We start from the raw sequence: 19,453 nt of genomic DNA on the forward strand, positions 1-19,453 counted from the left end.
AAGAGCGTGATGAATAAAACGGTCGTCAAAACGATGGAAATGCTAAAGTTGTTCATTGATCATGAGCGGTTGACGTTGCAGGAGATGGTCGAATTATTGCGAATGCCGAGAACATCGGTTTATCGGATGGCGCAATCATTAGTCAAGCTCGGCTTTTTACAGAAAACTGACGATTATTATCAACTTGGCTTAGCATTTTTGTCGTTTGGCATGCTTGTTGCCGAGCGGCTAGACCTCCGGAAAATCGCGCTCCCGATTATGAAGCGGCTGAAAGAAGATACGAAAGAAGCAGTCAATTTAGTCATTCGCGATGGCGATGAAGCGATTTATATTGAAAAGGTCGATACGTCAGAACCGGTGCGCGTGTACACGAAAGTAGGGCGGCGTGCTCCGTTGTACGCCGGAGCGTGCCCGCGCGTATTGCTGACGTTTATGGAGCGCGACGAACAACAGCGCTACATCGACAATGTTAAAATGGTGAAAATTGCAAAAAATACGATTGTCCAGCGGGACACGTTGCGGGATATAATTGAGCAAGATCGGAAGCGGCAATATACGGTCAGCTATTCGGAATTAGAGGATTATTCCGCTGCGGTTGCGGTGCCGATTTTCAACCATGAAGGAAAAGTGGTGGCGGGGTTGAGCGTTGCTGGCCCGGAACATCGCTTTTCACCGGAGGCGGTGGAACGAATGGTTCCAATGCTGCGGCAAGCCGCTTGGCAAATTTCCGAACAGCTTGGTTTTTCAAGGAAGGGATAAAGATGGACTACACGATGTTTCCTTTAAGTGAATGCGCAGTGACGATTCGCTTTTCTATGGAAGTAGATGAAGCAGTGAATGACCGTGTTCATCGCGTCGCTGTTTTTTTAGAACAGCAGAAAAAGGAAGGGATTTTGGACATTGTTCCAACGTTTTCGTCCGTGACGGTATATTATGACCCGTTCGTCATTGGAGGCTACGAAGAAATGTGCAAGTGGCTGAGAACGGAGCTCAAGCGGGTGGAACGCATAAAAAAGGCGCCCGCGAGGACGGTTGTCATTCCCGTTTGTTACGGTGGAGAGTTTGGCCCAGATTTGCAAGAAGTCGCCCGTTTTCATGGGATAAGCGAAGAAGAAGTGATTTCCATACATTCCCGGGGAAGTTATCGAGTGTATATGATTGGCTTCGCCCCTGGTTTTGCTTATTTAGGAGGATTGTCTCCCGAAATCGCGACTCCGCGCCGCTCTACACCGAGGACTCATGTGCCGGCAGGTTCGGTCGGCATTGCCGGCAGTCAGACGGGGATCTATCCGCTAGCGACTCCAGGCGGGTGGCAAATTATTGGGAGAACGCCGCTCGCTTTGTTTCGTCCGCATGATCCGGAACCTAGTTTGCTGCGCGCTGGGGATATCGTACAATTTCATCCGATTACGGAAGAAGAGTACAGGATGTGGGATGATGAGCACAATTCAAGTAACACATAGTGGATTTTTCACAACTGTGCAAGGAAAAGGACGATTCGGATATCAAAAAGCCGGCGTATCCGTTGGAGGGGCAATGGATTCGTTTGCGAGCCGGATTGCGAATTTGCTTGTCGGAAACGACGCCGATGAAGCAACATTGGAAATTACGATGAACGGTCCGACGCTCCGCTTTGAAACGGATGCGCTCATTGCGATTTGCGGCGGCTCGTTTCGCTGCACATTAAACAGCGAACCGGTATCGATGTGGAAGCCGCTTTTCGTCCGAAAAGGCGATGTATTATCGATCGGAGCGTGCCAAAGCGGTTATCGCGCATATGTCGCTTTTGCGGGCGGCCTAAACGTTCCGCTTGTCATGAACAGCCGTTCTACATATGTACAAGCGCGCATTGGCGGTTTTCACGGCAGAGCGCTGCGGCCGGGTGACGTGTTGTCATTGCGGGCAAATGCGATCACGATTCGGGAAAGCCCGATTCGGTGGGGAATTGGATTTTCAGAAAGAAACTACATAAACGGGAAGCGAAAGATTGTTCGTGTCGCGGAAGGTCCGGAATATGACATGTTTACAGACCAAAGCCAAGAACGGTTTTTCGCTTCTGTGTATGAAGTGACGACACAGTCGGACCGCATGGGTTATCGCCTGCAAGGACAAGCGCTCGAGCGCACGACAGATCAAGAAATGATTTCGGAAGCAGTTACATTTGGGACGATTCAAGTGCCCGCCTCCGGCCAGCCGATCGTGCTGATGGCGGATTGCCAAACGACAGGCGGATATCCGCGCATCGCCCAAGTCATTAGCGTCGATCTTCCCATTTTAGCGCAAGCGCGTCCGGGCGATTACATTCAATTTCAAAAAGTATCATGGCAAGAAGCACAACGGCTATACATGGAACGGGAGCGGCAAATCAAAAAATGGAAGACGATCATTCAGCAAAAATGGAGGGAGATGGATGATGCGCGTTGATTTAAATTGCGATTTCGGCGAAAGTTTCGGCATTTACCGCCTTGGCGAAGAAAAAGAGATTTTGCAGTATGTTACGTCGGTCAATGTCGCTTGCGGCTTTCATGCCGGGGATCCGCTTGTCATGCGGAAAACGGTGCAAATGGCGTTGGAACGGAAAGTGGCGATCGGCGCTCATCCGGGGTTTCCGGACTTGCTCGGATTTGGCCGCCGCAACATGGCGGTAACTCCAGACGAAGCGTATGCGTATGTCGTCTATCAAATTGGAGCGCTATCGGCGTTTGTGAAAGCGGAAGGAGGAATGTTGGCGCATGTCAAGCCGCACGGCGCGCTTTACAATATGGCGGCAAAAGACGCGGTGTTGGCGGAGGCGATCGCCAAAGCGGTGTACGATGTCGATCCAACCTTAATCCTGTACGGACTCGCCGGAAGCGAGCTGATTCGCGCCGGAAAGAAAATCGGCTTGCGCACGGCAAACGAGGTGTTCGCCGACCGAACGTATCAAAAGGACGGTTCGCTTACGCCGCGTAGCGACCCGCGCGCGTTGATTGTCGACGAGCAGGAAGCGGTTCAGCAAGTGCTCACAATGGTGAAAGAAAAACGCGTCCGTTCGCTGCAAGGCAACGACGTTCCGATTGAAGCGGAGACGATTTGCATTCACGGAGACGGCAAGAAAGCGGTGCTGTTTGCCAAACGCTTATATGAAGCGTTGCAAAAAGAAGGTGTAAAAGTTTGCTCTATGACTAGATGAATGGAGGAAAACTATGGAGAGAAAAGACAACAAATTGCGCGTACTGCTTGGTGCTGTATTTTTAATGGCGACATCGGCGATTGGGCCGGGATTTTTGACGCAAACAACGGTGTTTACCCAGCAGCTTGCCGCTAGTTTTGGTTTTGTCATTTTGATTTCCATTATTCTTGATATCGGCGCACAAGCGAATATATGGCGCATTATTGCGGTTTCCGAAAAACGGGCGCAAGATATCGCGAACGAAGTATTGCCGGGATTAGGTTATGTGATAGCGGGATTGATTGTGCTTGGGGGATTGGCGTTTAATATCGGCAATATCGGCGGCGCCGGGCTGGGAATCAACGTGCTTTTCGGAATGTCGCCGGAAATGGGAGCGATTGTCAGCGCGATGATTGCCATCATCATTTTCCTTGTCAAGGAAGCGGGGAAAATGATGGATCGTTTTACGCAAATTTTGGGAATTGTCATGATTGGGCTAACGCTCTACGTCGTTTGGACAGCCCATCCGCCGCTTGGGGAGGCAGTGGTACGAACGATAGCGCCAGAGAAAGTGGACTTTTTGGCGATTGTGACGCTTGTTGGCGGAACCGTTGGCGGCTACATTACGTTCTCCGGCGGGCATCGGCTGTTAGACGCGGGAATAAAAGGGAAAAATAGCTTGCCAGAAGTGACGAAAAGCTCGATTTCGGCTATTGGCGTAGCATCGTTGATGCGAATTTTGCTGTTTCTTGCCGCATTAGGCGTTGTCGCTCAAGGGCTAACGTTAGATGAAGCGAACCCTCCAGCGTCGGTATTTCGCCTTGCCGCAGGTGAAATTGGCTATAAGCTTTTTGGAATTGTCATGTGGGCGGCCGCGATCACATCGGTCGTTGGTTCCGCGTATACATCCATGACATTTATCCGAACATTTCACCCATTAATCGAAAAATATCACCGTCTTTTAATTGTGTTGTTTATTATTGTGTCTACTTTTATCTTCGTCTTTATTGGCCGTCCGGTAAAAACGCTGATTTTAGTTGGTGCATTAAATGGCCTTGTGCTGCCGATTTCGTTAGGTGTTATGCTTATCGCTGCATATAAGCGGACGATTGTCGGCGATTACAAACATCCGCTATGGCTAACGATATTTGGGGGAATTGTCGTCATTTTGATGGCGTATATGGGAATATATACGATCATTCATCAGCTTCCGCAATTATTTGAATGAATAAAAGCGCGCCGTTTGTGTTTATTCGTGAACGGCGCTTTATTCATTACCAATTCGCTATGTTTAAAAATACGCGTTTGTCATACATCTTTTTGTTTCTATGCTATAATACTATAACAATAGTTTTGAAAATTCAAACAAAATATGGAGAAAGGGGAAAATGATGATTGAATTGCGGCGATATAGCAATTTCTCTCAGTTCAAGCAGGATGTGCTGCCGTTTCTCGAACAGCATGAAGGGGAAAACAATTTGCCGCTAGGTGTAATCATGAATATGAAGCCGGGACAAAAGCCGTTGTACATGGGAACAGTGAACAAAGATGGCGAGCTGGCGCTTGTCCTGTTGCAAACCCATCCGAGCCAGCTTATTTTATCAAAATCGTTGCCATTTGCGGCCGAAGACATAGAGGAAATTGCGAAAAAGCTATACGAAAGCTATCCGAATATACCGGGGATGATCGGCGAAAAATGGCTGGCGACGGCGCTCGCAGAAAGGATCGCCGGGCTTCAGCACCGCCGTGTCCATGTTCAGATGAAACAGCGGATTTATGTGTTGCAACAAGTGAAAAAGCCTGCTTCCCAACGAGGCGTGCTGCGTCCGGCGCAAATGAGCGATATGGCAATGCTGTGCCAATGGTTTGTCCGGTTTTGTGAGGACGTTAGACTCCCGGAATCCGCAGAGAAAGCTACGCAGGCGGTGCAAGAAGCGATCGCCAATCAGCAAATATATGTATGGACAATCGGTGGGGAGCCGGTTTCGATGGCACGCTGGGCCCGCCCGACAAAAACAAATGTGACGATCGGCTGGGTGTATACGCCGCAGGAAAAACGAAAACACGGATACGCTTCCGATTGTGTGGCGGCATTGACACAGCAGCTATTAGATTCGGGATATAAAACCGTTTCGCTTTATACCGATTTAGATAATCCGACTTCAAATAAGATTTATACGGAAATCGGCTATGAACCAGTGATGGATTCGATGTTGCTGCAGTTTGTAAAGGAGGAAGTTACATGAGCAAAATGCCATTTGCCATTATTTTCGACATGGATGGCACGTTGTTTCAAACGGAAACCGTTCTTGTTCCTGCCCTGCATAAGACGTTTGAGCGGCTGCGCCGCGAGGGCGAGTGGCAAGGGGATACGCCAGTCGAAGAATATTTGCGGATTCTTGGCGTTCCGATTCCAGAAGTATGGCGCCAATTGATGCCGGCAGCGGATGAGGTGGTGCGCGCCCGGGCAGCCGCGTGGTTTTTGGATGATATCATTGCTGAAATCGAGCAAGGGAATGGACGGTTATACCCAGACGTGCTTACGACGCTTTCGTCCCTTGCCGATCAAGGAATTCCGCTTTTTGTCGCAAGCAACGGGCGTTCCCGCTATCTCGCCGCGATTCGGGCCGCCTTCCAGCTTGAGCGCTATTTTATCGATTTTTACAGCCTTGACCGGTTTTCCTTGTCGTCGAAATCGGCGTTAGTCAAACAATTGTTAAATGATTACCAGATCGAAAGCGCAGTGATGGTCGGGGATCGGTGTTCCGATATTCAAGCAGCGAAGGAGAATGGGCTTTGGTCGATTGGCTGCCTGTTTGGATTTGCCAACGATGAAGAGCTGCGCGGAGCGGATGTGATCATCCATCAGTTTTCAGAGATTGGTTCGGTATTGAGAGAAGTGGAAAAAAGAGTAAGCGAGGTCTAGAATCATACGTTTACGATGTGGGAAAAGACTGTCTCGTACTCAAATCGCCAGCTTTTTGCCGTGTTTACGCAGCGCTGGCGTTTGATAAAGAGGCAGTCTTTTTTCATCATTTCATTTTCAACAAAATTTGTTTAGTTTTAAAGAATTTTTAAACAAATGTTGTCATTGTCTGAAAATTCAAACCGATTATATTATATAACCGTAGTGAAAATAGTAGTTAATTATATTTTCGTTTAGGAAGGTGATAGAAGATATGATGAATGGCAAGGAATATTTAGAAAGTCTAAGAGATAACAGGGTTGTTTATTTAAATGGAGAAAAGATTGATGATGTAACTACACACCCTGCCTACGAAAACGCTGCTCGTTCCATTGCTAGAATGTATGATGCACTTCATGATGAACAGATGGGAAAAATTTTAACGACAACTACTGAAGAAGGTTATCCAACTCACAAATTTTTCAAAGAACCTAAGAATGCTCAAGATCTTTTAGAAGCAAGAGATGCGATTGCACAATGGGCCAAGCTGAGCTATGGCTTTATGGGGCGTACCCCTGATTATAAGGCTTCTTTTACAGCGCATTTGAAAGCGTTTGCTAATTATTACGAAGGTTTTGAGGACAATGCGCGAAACTGGTACAAAAAAACGACAAAAGAAATTCCGTTTATTAACCATACGATTATTAACCCACAAGTCGACCGTTCAAAGCCACTTCATGAAAATAAAGATGTGTATGTTCGCGCTGTAAAAGAACGGGATGACGGCATTATTGTAAGCGGTGCCAAAATGGTGGGAACGGCGGCTGCCTTAACTCATTACAACTTCGTCTCCAACTATGGAGCTCAAGATTTAGGAGATGGTGATCAAAGCCATGCGCTCATCTTCTTTGTGCCGATGAATGCACCCGGTGTAAAAATGATCAGCCGCCAATCGTATGAACAAATCGCAAAAACGTTAGGTTCTCCATTTGATTACCCGCTTTCCAGCCGTTTCGATGAAAACGATGCAGTAATTGTATTAGATAATGTATTTATTCCTTGGGAAAATGTTTTTGCCTATAAAAATGTCAAAGTAGTAAACGGATTTTTTGTTGAGACGGGATTTGTTAACCGCTTTACATTCCAGGGGTGCACGCGTTTTGCCGTCAAGCTTGACTTTATGGTTGGCTTATTAATGAAAGCGACGGAGGCAGCCGGTACGAAACAATTCCGAGGTGTTCAGGCAAACATTGGTGAGGTTATTGCCTTCCGCAATATGTTCTGGGGACTCTCTACGGCAATGGCGGCCAATTGTGAAATGAGAAATGGTGTTGCACTTCCGAATCTTCAGTATGGTGCTGCTTACCGTGTGCTTGCTCCGATGGTATGGCCGCGAATCAAACAAATTTTTGAACAAGTTGTAGCCGGCGGACTTATTCAATTGCCTTCAAGTGCCAACGACTTCTTAAATCCGGAGTTGCGTCCGTATTTGGATCGTTATTATCGCGGGTCCGGCATTGGCGCGGAAGAACGGGTGAAATTGATGAAAATGATTTGGGACGCAATCGGAACGGAGTTTGGCGGACGTCATGAACTCTATGAAATCAATTATGCGGGCAACCATGAGAACATCCGTCTGGAGACGCTAAAAATTGCTGATGTAACCGGAGATTCTGAACGATTCAAGACATTTGTCGATTCCGCCTTGAACGATTATGACCTTCGCGGCTGGGTCAATGACACTTGGGTGTCCCCGCACAAAGAGCTCGTTCAGAAATAACAGCAAGGAGGTGGTAAACATGGACGATCGCTTATTTCGCAAAGCAATGGGGAAATTTGCTACAGGAGTGACGGTAATTACGACGGAGGTTGATGGAGATGTCCACGGAATGACGGCAAATGCCTTTATGTCCGTTTCCTTAAATCCAAAGCTTGTGTTGGTTTCGATTGGTGAAAAAGCGAAAATGCTGGAAAAAATTCAGCAATCGAAAAAATATGCCGTTAACATTTTGTCACACGATCAAAAAGTGCTTTCGATGAATTTTGCTGGACAGCTGGAAGAACAAGCAGATGTGCAATTTGAGCGGCTAGGTGGACTGCCGGTCATTAAAGATGCTCTTGCGCAAATTTCCTGCCAAGTTGTCAACGAAATTCAAGCAGGCGATCATACCCTTTTCATTGGGAAAGTGACGGATATAAACATTACAGAGCAAGACCCGCTTCTGTTTTTCAGCGGAAAATATCATCAGCTTGCCCAAAGTGAAAAAGTGGAGATGTCGAGCTAAAAAGAGGAGGCATTCCATGAAAACGATCATTATTGATCATAAAAATGATCCGCATTTTGTTGCCTCTTGTCCCGCCGTAGCTGCACTGGGATTTTTTGATGGCGTTCATCTTGGGCATCAAAAAGTTATTCAAACTGCGAAAAAAATAGCGGACGAAAGAGGGTTAAAGACAGCGGTAATTAGCTTTTTTCCGCACCCAAAAGAAATTATCGGCAAAACGGGAGAACGCATCGATTATTTGCTCCCGCCTGCCGAAAAAGCGAAAAAATTTTCCCATTTAGGAGTTGACTACTTCTATTTAATACGATTTACACCTAAGTTTGCAAGGCTTGAACCGAAAGAATTTGTCTGGAAATATTTAGTTCCTTTGCAAGTCAAACATGCAGTAGCTGGATATGACTTTTCATACGGTCGAAAAGGAAAAGGGAGCTTGGACACAATGGAGGAAGACAGCGGATACTCTATCACTGTCACTAAAGTAGAAAATGTAGAACGAAACGATGAAAAAATTAGTTCCACGCTCATTAGAACCAAGATTCAATTGGGGTTAATGGAAGAACTCCCTGATTATTTAGGGGAGTTTTACGAAACAAAAGGAAAGATGATATGTGCGGAAGGAAAGAACGAGTTGATTTTAGATCGGTACTATATGATTCCGCCAGAAGGATGTTATGATGTGGAGATTTATAAAGGGAAAAGATGGTTCAAAGGACGTGTGCTTGTAACAGAACAGAAAAATATTTATTGGCTCGGACCGTCGCTTTCTTCTGTATGGGAGATTTTTCGGATTAAGATAAAATGGATTTCCAGTAACATCCATTTAGCTTCAGAAGCAGCCAAAAAACAAAGAAAAAATCTGGTATTTGTGTAAGGATCGTGATGTTGATATGAAAGGAGGTAGAATGTTGGTGTTTCTAAAGCAAAAAAGCATCAGCAGTGACTTGGCGCAAAAAATGATTGACAAAGCAGCAAAAAAAGCAATGGAGCTTGGAATTAAAGTGAACATTGCCATTGTGGATCAAGGAGGAAACTTGAAAGCGTTTTGCCGGATGGATGGTGCTCCCCTTTTAAGCATACAAATAGCGCAAAATAAAGCGTATACGGCGGCGGCTTTCGGGATTCCGACCCATCAATGGTATGACATGATCAAGGATGAGCCGAGTTTGCGCCTTGGGATTGTCCATACAGAAAAGCTTGTCATTTTCGGAGGCGGTTATCCGATTTATGACGGAAAAGATTTAGCTGGAGGGATTGGAGTCAGCGGCGGCTCAGAAGAAGAAGACCGGATGTGTTGCGAAGCGGCGCTATCCTTATTGGAAGCGGTTTGATAGAAAGCGTTTTTGCATCGATTTCTTTCATAAATAAAATCTTTCAATAAAAGGGAGGATTCAAATGAGCGGAATTTTAAGACTGGGACGATTGGAACTTCGGGTATTGGATTTAGAAGAATCTGTAAAATATTATACGGATGTCATTGGACTTGAAGTGACAGGGCGCGAAGAAGACCGAGTGTATTTAAAAGCGTGGGACGAATACGACCATCACAGCATCATTTTGCAAAAAGCCGATACGGCAGGAATGGATCATATGGCATTTAAGGTAAAAGATATTTACGAGTTGGAAAAATTAGAATATAAAATTGAACAATTTGGATGCACACTTTCCCGGATTTCCAAAGGCGCTAGATTAGCAGAAGGAGAAGCAGTTCGTTTCCAGCTTCCTACAGGTCATTATATGGAGCTATATACTGACATCGAACAAGTAGGGACAAAGACGGGGCATATCAACCCGCATCCGTGGCCGGATGGACTAAAAGGAATTGCTCCACATCGATTGGATCACGCTCTTTTAACAGGCGATGATTTGAAAACAGCCACCCGCTTCTTTACGGAAGTGCTCGGTTTTAGACAAACAGAGAGGATCATTACGGTAGATGGGGAAGATTTAGTCGGCAGCTTTTTGTCAGTGACTAATAAAGCCCATGACGTCGCTTTCGTGAAAGGACCAGATGGGAAATTCCACCATGCAGGATTTTATGTAGACAATTGGTACGAAGTATTGAAAGCAGCGGATATTTTAACAAAAAACGATGTTCAAGTCGAAATTACACCGACCCGGCATGGAATCACACGCGGCCAAACCATTTACTTCTTTGACCCATCCGGAAATAGAAACGAGGCATTCGCGAGCGGCTATATGAGTTATGCTGACTTCCCGACCATTACATGGACGGAAGATAAAATTGGAACAGGCATCTTCTATCATCGAAGAGAACTAGTTGAATCATTCTCTAAAGCATTAACGTAAAAAAGAATCAAGGGGCTTCTGTCTACTGGCCCCTTTTTGAACTAACAATGCTTAAGGAAAAATGGGAATGACCGTTGCTATTAGGTGTAACTTTGAAAAAATTCGCTATCCGCGTTCGATGGGAGGTAGCCTAGTTTGCAAGAAGTGACGAGTACCCGTGTCAAAACCGGAGACTATGAGACATATTTTTACCGCGCCGGTATCGGGAATAGTAAAGCGATTCTTTTTATCCATGGGTCTGGTCCAGGAGCCACCGCTTGGTCTAATTGGCAATATGCGCTTCCATTTTTCAACGAAAAAGGGTTTGATTGTATAGCGCCAGACTTAATCGGTTTTGGAATGTCGGAACATCCGTCTCCGCTTCCGAAAGGCATCCGGCCTTGGATGAGGCTATGGGTGAACCAGCTTAAATTCCTTCTAGATGCACTGGAAGTGAAATGCGTTCATTTGGTAGGAAATTCTTTAGGAGGGGCTATTGCTCTACACTTATTGGCCGAGGTGCCCGAACGAATTGATCAAGTTGTGTTAATGGGCCCGGTGGGTGCTCCGTTTCGCTTGACTCGAGAGCTTGACCGCGTTTGGGGATTTTATGAGGATCCATCTGCAGAGGGAATGGCGCAAATGATTCGCTGGTTTGCTTATGATGAAAGTCTGATCGAAGACCAGCTTGACAACATTAGCAAAATGCGCTTTGAGGCTGCAATGAATCCTGCGGCGCGGCGTTCCTATGAAGCGATGTTCCCCCAACCTCGCCAGCAGATTGTGGATGATCTCGTTCTGCCAAGCGCTACGTTGCGCCGCATACAACAACAAGTTTTGCTCGTTCACGGGCTGAATGATCCGATCGTTCCTGTCGACACAAGTTATTATCTTGCCCAACATCTTCCGCGGGTGAAAACGATGATTTACGGACAGTGCAGCCATTGGACGCAAGTGGAGTACAAAGATAGCTTTCATTCTTTGCTTTTGAACTTTTTTCACCATGAAATTTAAGAATATTTTTTCATTTGCGCTGATAAAGTAGGAGTTACGGTTCGCTCTTTGTCTGCACTGATTATGCTTACAATGCTAGATTGCATTGTGAATGATCCTAGAACAAGGCGATAGTTCCGTTTCTTGAGGAGGGAAATAATGAACATTACAGAAATCGCCGCTTTATTATTGGAAGCGGAAAAGAAAAAAAGCCCCATTGCCCCGCTTACCAACCTTTTTCCGCATTTGACAGCAGATGAGGCTTATCAAATCCAATTGAAGCAAGTGGAACATAAGGTGGGAAACGGACGAACCGTCGTTGGCAAAAAAATCGGTTTGACGAGCAAGGCGATGCAACATTTGCTTCAAGTATCGGAACCGGATTATGGTCATCTTCTTGACGATATGATTGTGTTGGATGGAGAAAATGTTTCTCTTGATGAGTTCATCCAGCCAAAAGTAGAATTTGAGATTGCCTTCATTTTAAAGAAAGATTTAAAGGGTCCCAATGCCACAATGATGGATGTGATCCATGCGACGGAATATGTGGCCCCAGCCATTGAAATTATCGACAGTAGAATTAGAAATTGGAAGATTCGTTTTGAAGATACGGTTGCCGATAACGGTTCTTCTGCCAGAGCCGTTATTGGGGGAAAACCGACGCCGATCGAAAACATTGATCTTTCGCATATCGGTATGGCTGCTTATCGAAATGGTCAATTGATCGATACCGCGGCCGGAGCCGCTGTCATGGGAAATCCGATCTATGCCGTCAGCTGGCTTGCCAATGCTCTTAGCCGTTATCGCATTTCTTTACATAAAGGGGAAATCATTTTATCAGGAGCATTGACCGCCGCTGTTCCTGTCTCTCGCGGGGATACATTTGCCGTAAAATTTGCTCATATAGGAGAAGTATCTGTTTCGTTCCCATAAAAGTTCGCTGCACATAGCGGGAATGCCGCTTGCAAGCTGGGAAATAGAAGCATGTATTTCAAACGTTACAGGGAAGGAGAATGGATATGAAATTAAAAGCAGGGATTATTGGATCCGGCAATATCGGCACGGACTTAATGTACAAAATAGAAAGAAGCAAATATTTAGAAATGGGTGTCATGATTGGAATTGATCCGCATTCAGACGGATTAAAAAGGGCAAAAGATCGGGGCATTACAGTAATTGATAACGGGATAGAGGGGTTTTTAAAAAATCCTGACTTGGCGGATATTCTTTTTGATGCGACGACAGCGAAAGCACATTATAAACATCATGAAGTATTAACAAAATTAAATAAAAAAATTGTTGATTTAACCCCTGCCGCCGTTGGTCCTTTTGTCGTGCCGCCGGTCAACTTAAAAGAGGAACTAGATGCTTCTGATGTCAATATGGTCACTTGCGGCGGTCAGGCAACGATCCCAATTGTTCATGCTATTCATCGGGTTGTACCAGTGGAATATGCAGAAATCGTAGCAACGGTTGCGAGCAAAAGCGCTGGCCCAGGTACAAGAGCAAACATCGATGAATTCACCCGGACGACAGCAAAAGCCATCGAGAAAGTAGGAGGTGCCAAGAAAGGAAAGGCGATCATCATCTTAAATCCTGCTGAACCGCCGATTATTATGAGAAACACGATTCATGCGCTTGTGGAAGAAACGGGAAAAGAGGAAGAAATCGTCCGTTCCATCGAATCGATGATTAAGGAAGTGCAAACGTATGTGCCTGGTTACCGTTTGCGGAGCGAACCGATGTTTGATGGAAAAAGAATATCGGTTTTTCTTGAAGTAGAAAGAGCAGGTGATTATTTTCCGCCGTATTCTGGAAATCTCGATATTATGACCGCGTCTGCAGTAAAAGTAGGAGAAGAATTGGCAAAAATGAAAAATTCGGTAGTTTCATAGTCAAAACGAAAGGAGCGGGGATGATGGCGACACCATCGAAAATTCATATAGTCGATGTAACGTTGCGGGATGGAAGTCATGCGATGAAACATGCTTTCACCGTCGAACAAGTAAAACAAGTGGCAAAAGGATTAGACAAAGCAGGAATTGAATATTTGGAAGTCTCCCATGGCGATGGATTAGGCGGCTCTTCATTGCAATATGGTTTTTCCAAGGTGAATGAGATGGAACTGATTGCAGCGGCTGCTGAAGTCTGCAAAAACGCGAAAGTTTCCGTTCTTCTTCTTCCGGGAATCGGTGTTAAGGAAGATTTGGAAGAAGCGGTCCAAGCGGGAGCAAAAATGGTGCGGGTGGCAACCCATGTAACGGAAGCGGATGTTGCGAAGCAACACATCGAGCTTGGGAGAAAGCTCGGATTAAAAACAGTAGGATTTTTAATGATGGCACATATGGCTCCAGTGGAAAAGCTTGTCGAACAAGCGAAATTGTTTGAAAGCTACGGAGCGGAAATTGTCTATGTGACAGATTCGGCAGGAACGTTGCTTCCGCATGAAGTGAAGGAACGAGTGTCCGCATTGAGGGAAGCGCTATCATGCGAGATCGGCTTCCATGGTCATAACAATCTATCGCTGGCGATGGCAAACTCTATTGCTGCAGTGGAAGCAGGAGCCACTTATATTGACGGCAGTCTGCGCTGCCTAGGGGCAGGAAGCGGCAATACACAGACAGAAGTGATGGTTGCTGTGTTTGAACGTCTCGGATATGAAACAGGAGTAAAGTTATATCCGATTATGGATGTAGCCAATGAAATAGTGGCCAAATGGATGCCGCGGCCTCAAGAAATCACTGGTTCAAGCTTGATTATGGGGTATTCTGGGGTTTATTCCAGCTTTCTTCTCCACACGCAAGATGCAGCCAAGAAATTCGGCGTTGATGAACGCGATATTTTAGTAGAGCTGGGTAAACGAAAAGCCGTCGGGGGACAAGAAGATTTCATTTACGATATCGCCGCCCAGCTGGCAAAGAAAAAAACGGCAATTAGATAAGGAGGTGATAGGATGCTAAAAACGGAAGTTATCGATTCCATCGTCGATGAATTGTTCCTTGCCGAAAAGCACGGGAAGGCGATTCCGAAACTGGTCGATCGTTATCCCGAATTGGATGCCGAGCTTGCTTACGAAATACAAAACCGATTAATTGAACGAAAATGCCGGGACGAAGGGACGAAAATTGTCGGTTGGAAATTAGGATTGACAAGCAAAGCCAAACAGGAAATGATGGGGGTTCACGAGCCGACTTGCGGAGTTTTGCTGGAGAATATGCAGCTGAAAAGCGATGGCTCGATTTCCTTGAAAACATTAATACACCCAAAAATTGAACCGGAGATTGCCTTTATTTTTAAAGAGGAACTAAAAGGACCGGGAGTCACCGTGGCGGAAGTTTTGCAAAAGACGGCCTACATCGCGCCGGCTCTTGAAATTATTGACAGCCGCTATCAACATTTTTCTTTCACTTTGGCGGACGTCATTGCCGATAATTCTTCTTCTTCCCGCTTCATTTTAGGAGAACGTTTTACGAGATATGATGGGGAAGATTTAAGTTTAACCGGTATGGTTTTTAAAAAGAACGGAGCCATTGTTTCTACAAGTGCCGGTGCAAGCGTGATGGGACATCCGGCAAGGGCCATTGCCTGGATGGTGAACAAACTTTCCCGTTACGGCCAATCGGTGAAACCGGGAGAAGTGGTTTTAAGCGGGGCGTTAACCGGTGCGATGGAAATAAAAGAAGGAGACGTATTTTCCATGAGCTTGGACCGCTTTGGTTCGGTGGAAGCCTCTTTTACCTTTGGAAAGGGGAGCAAATAAATATGCCTTTTATTCAAGTGTATTTATTAGAAGGCCGGCCTCCGGAAAAAAAGGAGGCGCTCATCTACGAGCTGACGGAGACGGTGCGCAAAGTGTTGGGTGCGCCCAGAGAAAATGTCCGAGTAATGATTCAAGAAATGCCTCTGGAACATTGGGGAATTGCTGGAGAATCTGTAAAAAAACAGAGAAAACAGGAAAAGGAGTGAATGATGGGATGAAATCGGTGGATACAAAAGTGCGGGAAATTAAGTTGTTTATTGATGGAGAGTATGTGACTTCAAGCAGCCATTCATTATTTGAAGTGAAAAACCCGGCAACACAGGAAGTCATTGCGAAAGTGCATGAAGCGACAAAAGAAGATGTCGATCGGGCGTGTAAAGCGGCAAGGAGAGCGTTTGAAGCAGGACCATGGCGGATGATGACCGTCAAAGAGCGGTGCGAAAAAATTCGCAGAATGGCAGAAATTATAATGGAAAGAAGAGAAGAACTCGCACGCCTTGAAGCAACGGATGTCGGGAAACCATATGCTGTAGCGTTTGAAAAAGAAATTCCGAGATCGGCCCATAATTTGAAGTTTTTTGCAGATTTTGTCGAACAGTCAGGCGGAGAAGTATACCCGATGGAAGAAGAATACTTGAACTATACCCGCTACGAGCCTGTCGGTGTAGCCGCATTAATCACCCCATGGAATCTCCCGTTTATGCTTACGACATGGAAACTGGGCCCGTGCTTGGCTGCGGGGAATACGGCAGTCATTAAACCGGCAGAAGCCACTCCATTAACCGTTTCACTTCTCGGTGAAATTGCGAAAGAAGCTGGCATTCCAGATGGAGTGGTCAATATCGTTCATGGGTTTGGCCAGAATTCAACTGGAGAGTTTTTGACTGCACATCCGGAAGTAGACTTAATTTCGTTTACGGGAGAAACGACAACAGGAAAAGCGATTATGAAAACAGGCGCGGATACATTAAAAAGAGTGTCGTTTGAATTGGGAGGAAAAGCGGCAAATATTATTTTTGAAGACGCAGATCTTAATAAAGCGATTCCTGTTTCTATTCAAGCGGCATTCTTAAATTCAGGGCAAGTTTGCCTTGCTGGTTCCCGGATTCTCGTGCAACGCTCGATTTTGGATGAGTTTGTCGTTCGTTTCAAAAAAGCAGCGGAAGAATTAATCGTAGGAGACCCGCAAGATCCTCGGACAAATATGGGTCCTCTTGTTAGCGAAGAACATTATAAAAAAGTAACAAGCTATTTAGAAATTGCTAAACAAGAAAATGCGACTTTGATTACCGGCGGAAAGCGTCCTTCTAACCTGCCGGACTATTTGAAAAATGGGTACTATTTGGAGCCAACGATTTATGTACAGGAAAATCCAGAAGCGCGCATTTGCCAAGAAGAAATATTCGGTCCTGTCGTTACGATCATTCCTTTTGATACGGAAGAAGAAGCGGTGCAAATCGCCAATAACACGCAATATGGATTAAACGGAGTGATTTGGACGGAGAACTTGCAGCGCGCCCACCGTATTTCCCATCAAGTTCGTGCCGGTACCATTTGGGTGAATTGCTGGTTTGTGCGTGACTTGAGAGCCCCATTCGGCGGTTTCAAGAAAAGCGGCATTGGCCGTGAAGGAGGAAAACATAGTTTAGAATTTTTCACAGAAGCAAAAAATATTTGTATTGCTTTGAAATAATTCATATGTCCGCCGGATGACGTTATGTTCATCAACGATACAATCCGGCGGCTTCTTTTTCAAGTGTTTCATTTCGGATGCCAGCAAAAGAATAAAAGCCAAATTTTAATCTTTTGTTCAATTATTTAGAAGAAAATGGCGCATAGAGCGTTGCTGCAAGCGCCTCCTTAATTATTATATTAGGAAGGAAAGGAGGAACACCAGTGATCTATCAAATTGATATAGATGGGAAAATATTTTCATGCGGAGAAAATGTAGATTTATTAAAAGCGGCAAAATCTCAGCAAGTAAAAATTCCTTACGGCTGTGCAAATGGAGGATGCGGGATGTGCAAAGTCAAAATTAAAGAGGGAGAATACAAAATTGGATTATGTTCCAAAGGAGCTCTTTCTGATGAGGAACGGCAACAAGGATATGTTTTAGCCTGTAAAACGTATCCGCTCAGCCACTTGATTGGTGAGCTTGTTGGATATTAAGGTGGTAATGTATGAACAAACAAAAATCGGTATTGGATCAATTTGAATTAAAATTTGATAACGGTTACATTTATATTGGGGAGTCCCGCTCCATTATTGTCGGAGCAGATGCGCTCGGATTATTGCGCAGAGATTTAATTCGCGACATGGGGTTTGAGCGGATGAAAGGTTTTTTGTTTCGGTATGGATGGAATCTAGGAAAACAAGATGCGAAAGAATTACTGAACCATGCAAGCTGTTCAATCGAAGAATATATTCAATACGGTCCAAAATTGCATACAATGAAAGGGCACGTTCATGCAAAATGCACGTTTTTGGAAATAAAACAAGAAAAAGAAAAATATCGAATCGTCATGAAAGGATATTGGTCACATTCATATGAAGCAGAAGAGCATGTGCGCCATTTCGGAAAATCGTCAATACCGATTTGTTTTACACTTTGTGGATATGCAAGCGGCTTTGTTTCGGAAATTGTTGGAGAAAAAACGATTTTCAAAGAAATGACATGTGAAGGAATGGGAGAAAAAGAATGCCATTGGATCGGCCAAACGGTGGACCAATGGGGAAAAGAAGCGGAACAAGAGCTGCGCTATCTTGAGGAGTCCCCAATCGTAGAAGAACTGGCTATGACATATGAAAAACTTTTGGAAGAACGGAATAATTTAAGGTTTGTAACGGCTATCCATAAGAAGCTCACCGAGGAAGTCATCAAAGGAAATCACTTAGATTCTGTCGTTCGCCAAATGTTTCAATTGACGAATATCCCAGTTTTGATTGAGAACTTACACCTTCATCCGATGGCCTACGCTGGGATCTCTTCAAATGAGTTAGAGCAATATAAAAATGAGCTTATGGACTATTTAGAAAAAAATCCTTTTTGCCAGCCCCACGCGATTGTAACATCGACTCGTCTTCTTCGTCTGCGCCATCATTATCGCCTAATGACACCAGTTTTTTTGCAAAATAAAATAACAGGATATTGTTCATTTATTTATCACGATTTGCAGCAATTCAATGACTCGATTTCTTCCATGATTTTAGAACGATTATCCTCTGTCAGTTCGGTATGTTTGCTAAATGAGAAAACGAAGATTGAATCATATGAGCGGATAAAAGGATTCTTTTTAGAGGAAATTATTAATACGAGACAGCAAAGCGACCATCATGACTTAATGATGAAGGCTAGTTTAATAGGAGTGGATTTATCCAAGCCTTTTTATATTTGTGTGCTTGATTGCCGATTTCAAGAAGATGATTTATCGAAAGAACTAGAAATGCAGAAAGAAATTTTAAGTTTTCTCACTGCTTATGGGAATGATCAAAAACAAAACATGCTGATTGGCCAGCGTGCAAAACATCTTATTCTGTTAGTTACAGAAGATCAAGTTGAAAAAGTAGGGATACAAACATGGCTGTCAAAAATCGCCGGTTTACTATCTTCACAATTTTCTTCGGTTAAATTTTACGGAGGAATCAGCTCCAAAGTGAACAATGTGTCATATGCCGGGGATGCTTATAAGGAAGCGCTTACATCCGTCAGGGTTGCATCGAAACACCAACAAATCATTTCTTTTGAATCTTTAGGAGTCGTTGGTGTGCTTATTAACGAAAAGAATGAACAAGAAGTTAAAAAAATGGCCAAGGCTTACCTTGGAAACTTAAAACTGGACGATCCAAAAAACATAGAGCTTCTTCGAACATTGTACATCTTTTTAGTCAACGGCGGCAACTTAGAACAGACAGCTGCAGATTTAGCATTGTCCATCAGTGGATTGCGATACAGGGTGAGCAAAATCGAAAGCATTCTTCAGCAGGAACTTCGAAATCCTATGATTCATCATCAACTTCTGTTATCCATTCAGTTATTAATGATGATTGGAGAGATTGATATCGGCATTAAATAA

Annotated in this window: 21 protein-coding genes; all 21 read left to right on the top strand. The window is 44.7% G+C overall.

Annotated elements, in window-relative coordinates; translation table 11 throughout:
• Positions 1 to 9: 9 nt before the first annotated feature.
• Positions 10 to 759, top strand: a complete 750-nt coding sequence (locus MWM02_RS07945; RefSeq protein ID WP_064551686.1) for an IclR family transcriptional regulator — start codon at positions 10 to 12, stop codon at positions 757 to 759.
• Between the two features lie 2 nt (positions 760 to 761).
• On the top strand, positions 762 to 1,463 hold the full coding sequence (gene pxpB / locus MWM02_RS07950; RefSeq protein ID WP_244403410.1) for a 5-oxoprolinase subunit PxpB: 702 nt from the start codon (positions 762 to 764) through the stop codon (positions 1,461 to 1,463).
• Positions 1,435 to 2,424 carry a 5-oxoprolinase subunit C family protein gene (locus tag MWM02_RS07955; protein ID WP_244403411.1) on the top strand — a complete coding sequence of 330 codons (990 nt, stop codon included), beginning with the start codon at positions 1,435 to 1,437 and terminating at the stop codon, positions 2,422 to 2,424. The genes pxpB and MWM02_RS07955 overlap by 29 nt, the downstream gene beginning before the upstream one ends.
• Positions 2,411 to 3,172, top strand: a complete 762-nt coding sequence (locus MWM02_RS07960) for a LamB/YcsF family protein (RefSeq protein ID WP_064551689.1) — start codon at positions 2,411 to 2,413, stop codon at positions 3,170 to 3,172. Before MWM02_RS07955 ends, MWM02_RS07960 begins: the two co-directional genes overlap by 14 nt.
• Before the next feature lie 13 nt (positions 3,173 to 3,185).
• A complete protein-coding gene (locus MWM02_RS07965; RefSeq protein WP_064551690.1) occupies positions 3,186 to 4,379 on the top strand; it encodes an NRAMP family divalent metal transporter in 1,194 nt (397 codons plus the stop codon).
• Between the two features lie 160 nt (positions 4,380 to 4,539).
• On the top strand, positions 4,540 to 5,397 hold the full coding sequence (locus MWM02_RS07970; protein ID WP_244403412.1) for a GNAT family N-acetyltransferase: 858 nt from the start codon (positions 4,540 to 4,542) through the stop codon (positions 5,395 to 5,397).
• Positions 5,394 to 6,077, top strand: a complete 684-nt coding sequence (locus tag MWM02_RS07975; protein ID WP_064551692.1) for an HAD-IA family hydrolase — start codon at positions 5,394 to 5,396, stop codon at positions 6,075 to 6,077. Before MWM02_RS07970 ends, MWM02_RS07975 begins: the two co-directional genes overlap by 4 nt.
• A gap of 253 nt (positions 6,078 to 6,330) precedes the next feature.
• Complete coding sequence (locus MWM02_RS07980) at positions 6,331 to 7,836, top strand: 4-hydroxyphenylacetate 3-hydroxylase family protein (RefSeq protein WP_244403413.1); 1,506 nt, start codon at positions 6,331 to 6,333, stop codon at positions 7,834 to 7,836.
• A 19-nt stretch (positions 7,837 to 7,855) separates the two neighbouring features.
• Entirely contained in the window at positions 7,856 to 8,341 is a 486-nt protein-coding gene (locus MWM02_RS07985; protein WP_244403414.1) for a flavin reductase family protein, read from the top strand.
• A 16-nt stretch (positions 8,342 to 8,357) separates the two neighbouring features.
• Positions 8,358 to 9,212, top strand: coding sequence for an FAD synthetase family protein (locus tag MWM02_RS07990; protein ID WP_244403415.1), 855 nt, complete (start codon positions 8,358 to 8,360; stop codon positions 9,210 to 9,212).
• 31 nt (positions 9,213 to 9,243) lie between these two features.
• On the top strand, positions 9,244 to 9,669 hold the full coding sequence (locus MWM02_RS07995) for a GlcG/HbpS family heme-binding protein (RefSeq protein ID WP_064551696.1): 426 nt from the start codon (positions 9,244 to 9,246) through the stop codon (positions 9,667 to 9,669).
• 64 nt (positions 9,670 to 9,733) lie between these two features.
• Positions 9,734 to 10,648 (top strand): catechol 2,3-dioxygenase, encoded by a 915-nt coding sequence (locus tag MWM02_RS08000; protein ID WP_064551697.1) that lies wholly within the window; start codon positions 9,734 to 9,736, stop codon positions 10,646 to 10,648.
• Positions 10,649 to 10,792: 144 nt separating this feature from the next.
• Positions 10,793 to 11,641, top strand: a complete 849-nt coding sequence (locus MWM02_RS08005; protein WP_244403603.1) for an alpha/beta fold hydrolase — start codon at positions 10,793 to 10,795, stop codon at positions 11,639 to 11,641.
• A gap of 138 nt (positions 11,642 to 11,779) precedes the next feature.
• Positions 11,780 to 12,553: a 2-keto-4-pentenoate hydratase gene (locus MWM02_RS08010; RefSeq protein ID WP_064551699.1), complete on the top strand. Its 774-nt coding sequence runs from the start codon at positions 11,780 to 11,782 to the stop codon at positions 12,551 to 12,553.
• Between the two features lie 86 nt (positions 12,554 to 12,639).
• A complete protein-coding gene (locus MWM02_RS08015; RefSeq protein WP_244403416.1) occupies positions 12,640 to 13,515 on the top strand; it encodes an acetaldehyde dehydrogenase (acetylating) in 876 nt (291 codons plus the stop codon).
• Positions 13,516 to 13,535: 20 nt separating this feature from the next.
• On the top strand, positions 13,536 to 14,561 hold the full coding sequence (dmpG, locus tag MWM02_RS08020; RefSeq protein WP_481861752.1) for a 4-hydroxy-2-oxovalerate aldolase: 1,026 nt from the start codon (positions 13,536 to 13,538) through the stop codon (positions 14,559 to 14,561).
• A 12-nt stretch (positions 14,562 to 14,573) separates the two neighbouring features.
• The gene (locus MWM02_RS08025) at positions 14,574 to 15,380 is read left to right on the top strand and encodes a 2-keto-4-pentenoate hydratase (RefSeq protein WP_244403418.1); all 807 of its coding nucleotides are present in this window, start codon (positions 14,574 to 14,576) and stop codon (positions 15,378 to 15,380) included.
• Positions 15,311 to 15,586: a 4-oxalocrotonate tautomerase gene (locus tag MWM02_RS08030; RefSeq protein ID WP_244403604.1), complete on the top strand. Its 276-nt coding sequence runs from the start codon at positions 15,311 to 15,313 to the stop codon at positions 15,584 to 15,586. The genes MWM02_RS08025 and MWM02_RS08030 overlap by 70 nt, the downstream gene beginning before the upstream one ends.
• Before the next feature lie 8 nt (positions 15,587 to 15,594).
• On the top strand, positions 15,595 to 17,073 hold the full coding sequence (locus tag MWM02_RS08035) for an aldehyde dehydrogenase (RefSeq protein ID WP_244403419.1): 1,479 nt from the start codon (positions 15,595 to 15,597) through the stop codon (positions 17,071 to 17,073).
• A 203-nt stretch (positions 17,074 to 17,276) separates the two neighbouring features.
• On the top strand, positions 17,277 to 17,549 hold the full coding sequence (locus MWM02_RS08040) for a 2Fe-2S iron-sulfur cluster-binding protein (RefSeq protein ID WP_064551705.1): 273 nt from the start codon (positions 17,277 to 17,279) through the stop codon (positions 17,547 to 17,549).
• Positions 17,550 to 17,560: 11 nt separating this feature from the next.
• Positions 17,561 to 19,453: a XylR N-terminal domain-containing protein gene (locus MWM02_RS08045; protein ID WP_064551706.1), complete on the top strand. Its 1,893-nt coding sequence runs from the start codon at positions 17,561 to 17,563 to the stop codon at positions 19,451 to 19,453.

Source organism: Parageobacillus sp. KH3-4 (genome assembly GCF_022846435.1).
Classification (GTDB): Bacteria; Bacillota; Bacilli; order Bacillales; family Anoxybacillaceae; genus Parageobacillus; species Parageobacillus thermoglucosidasius_A.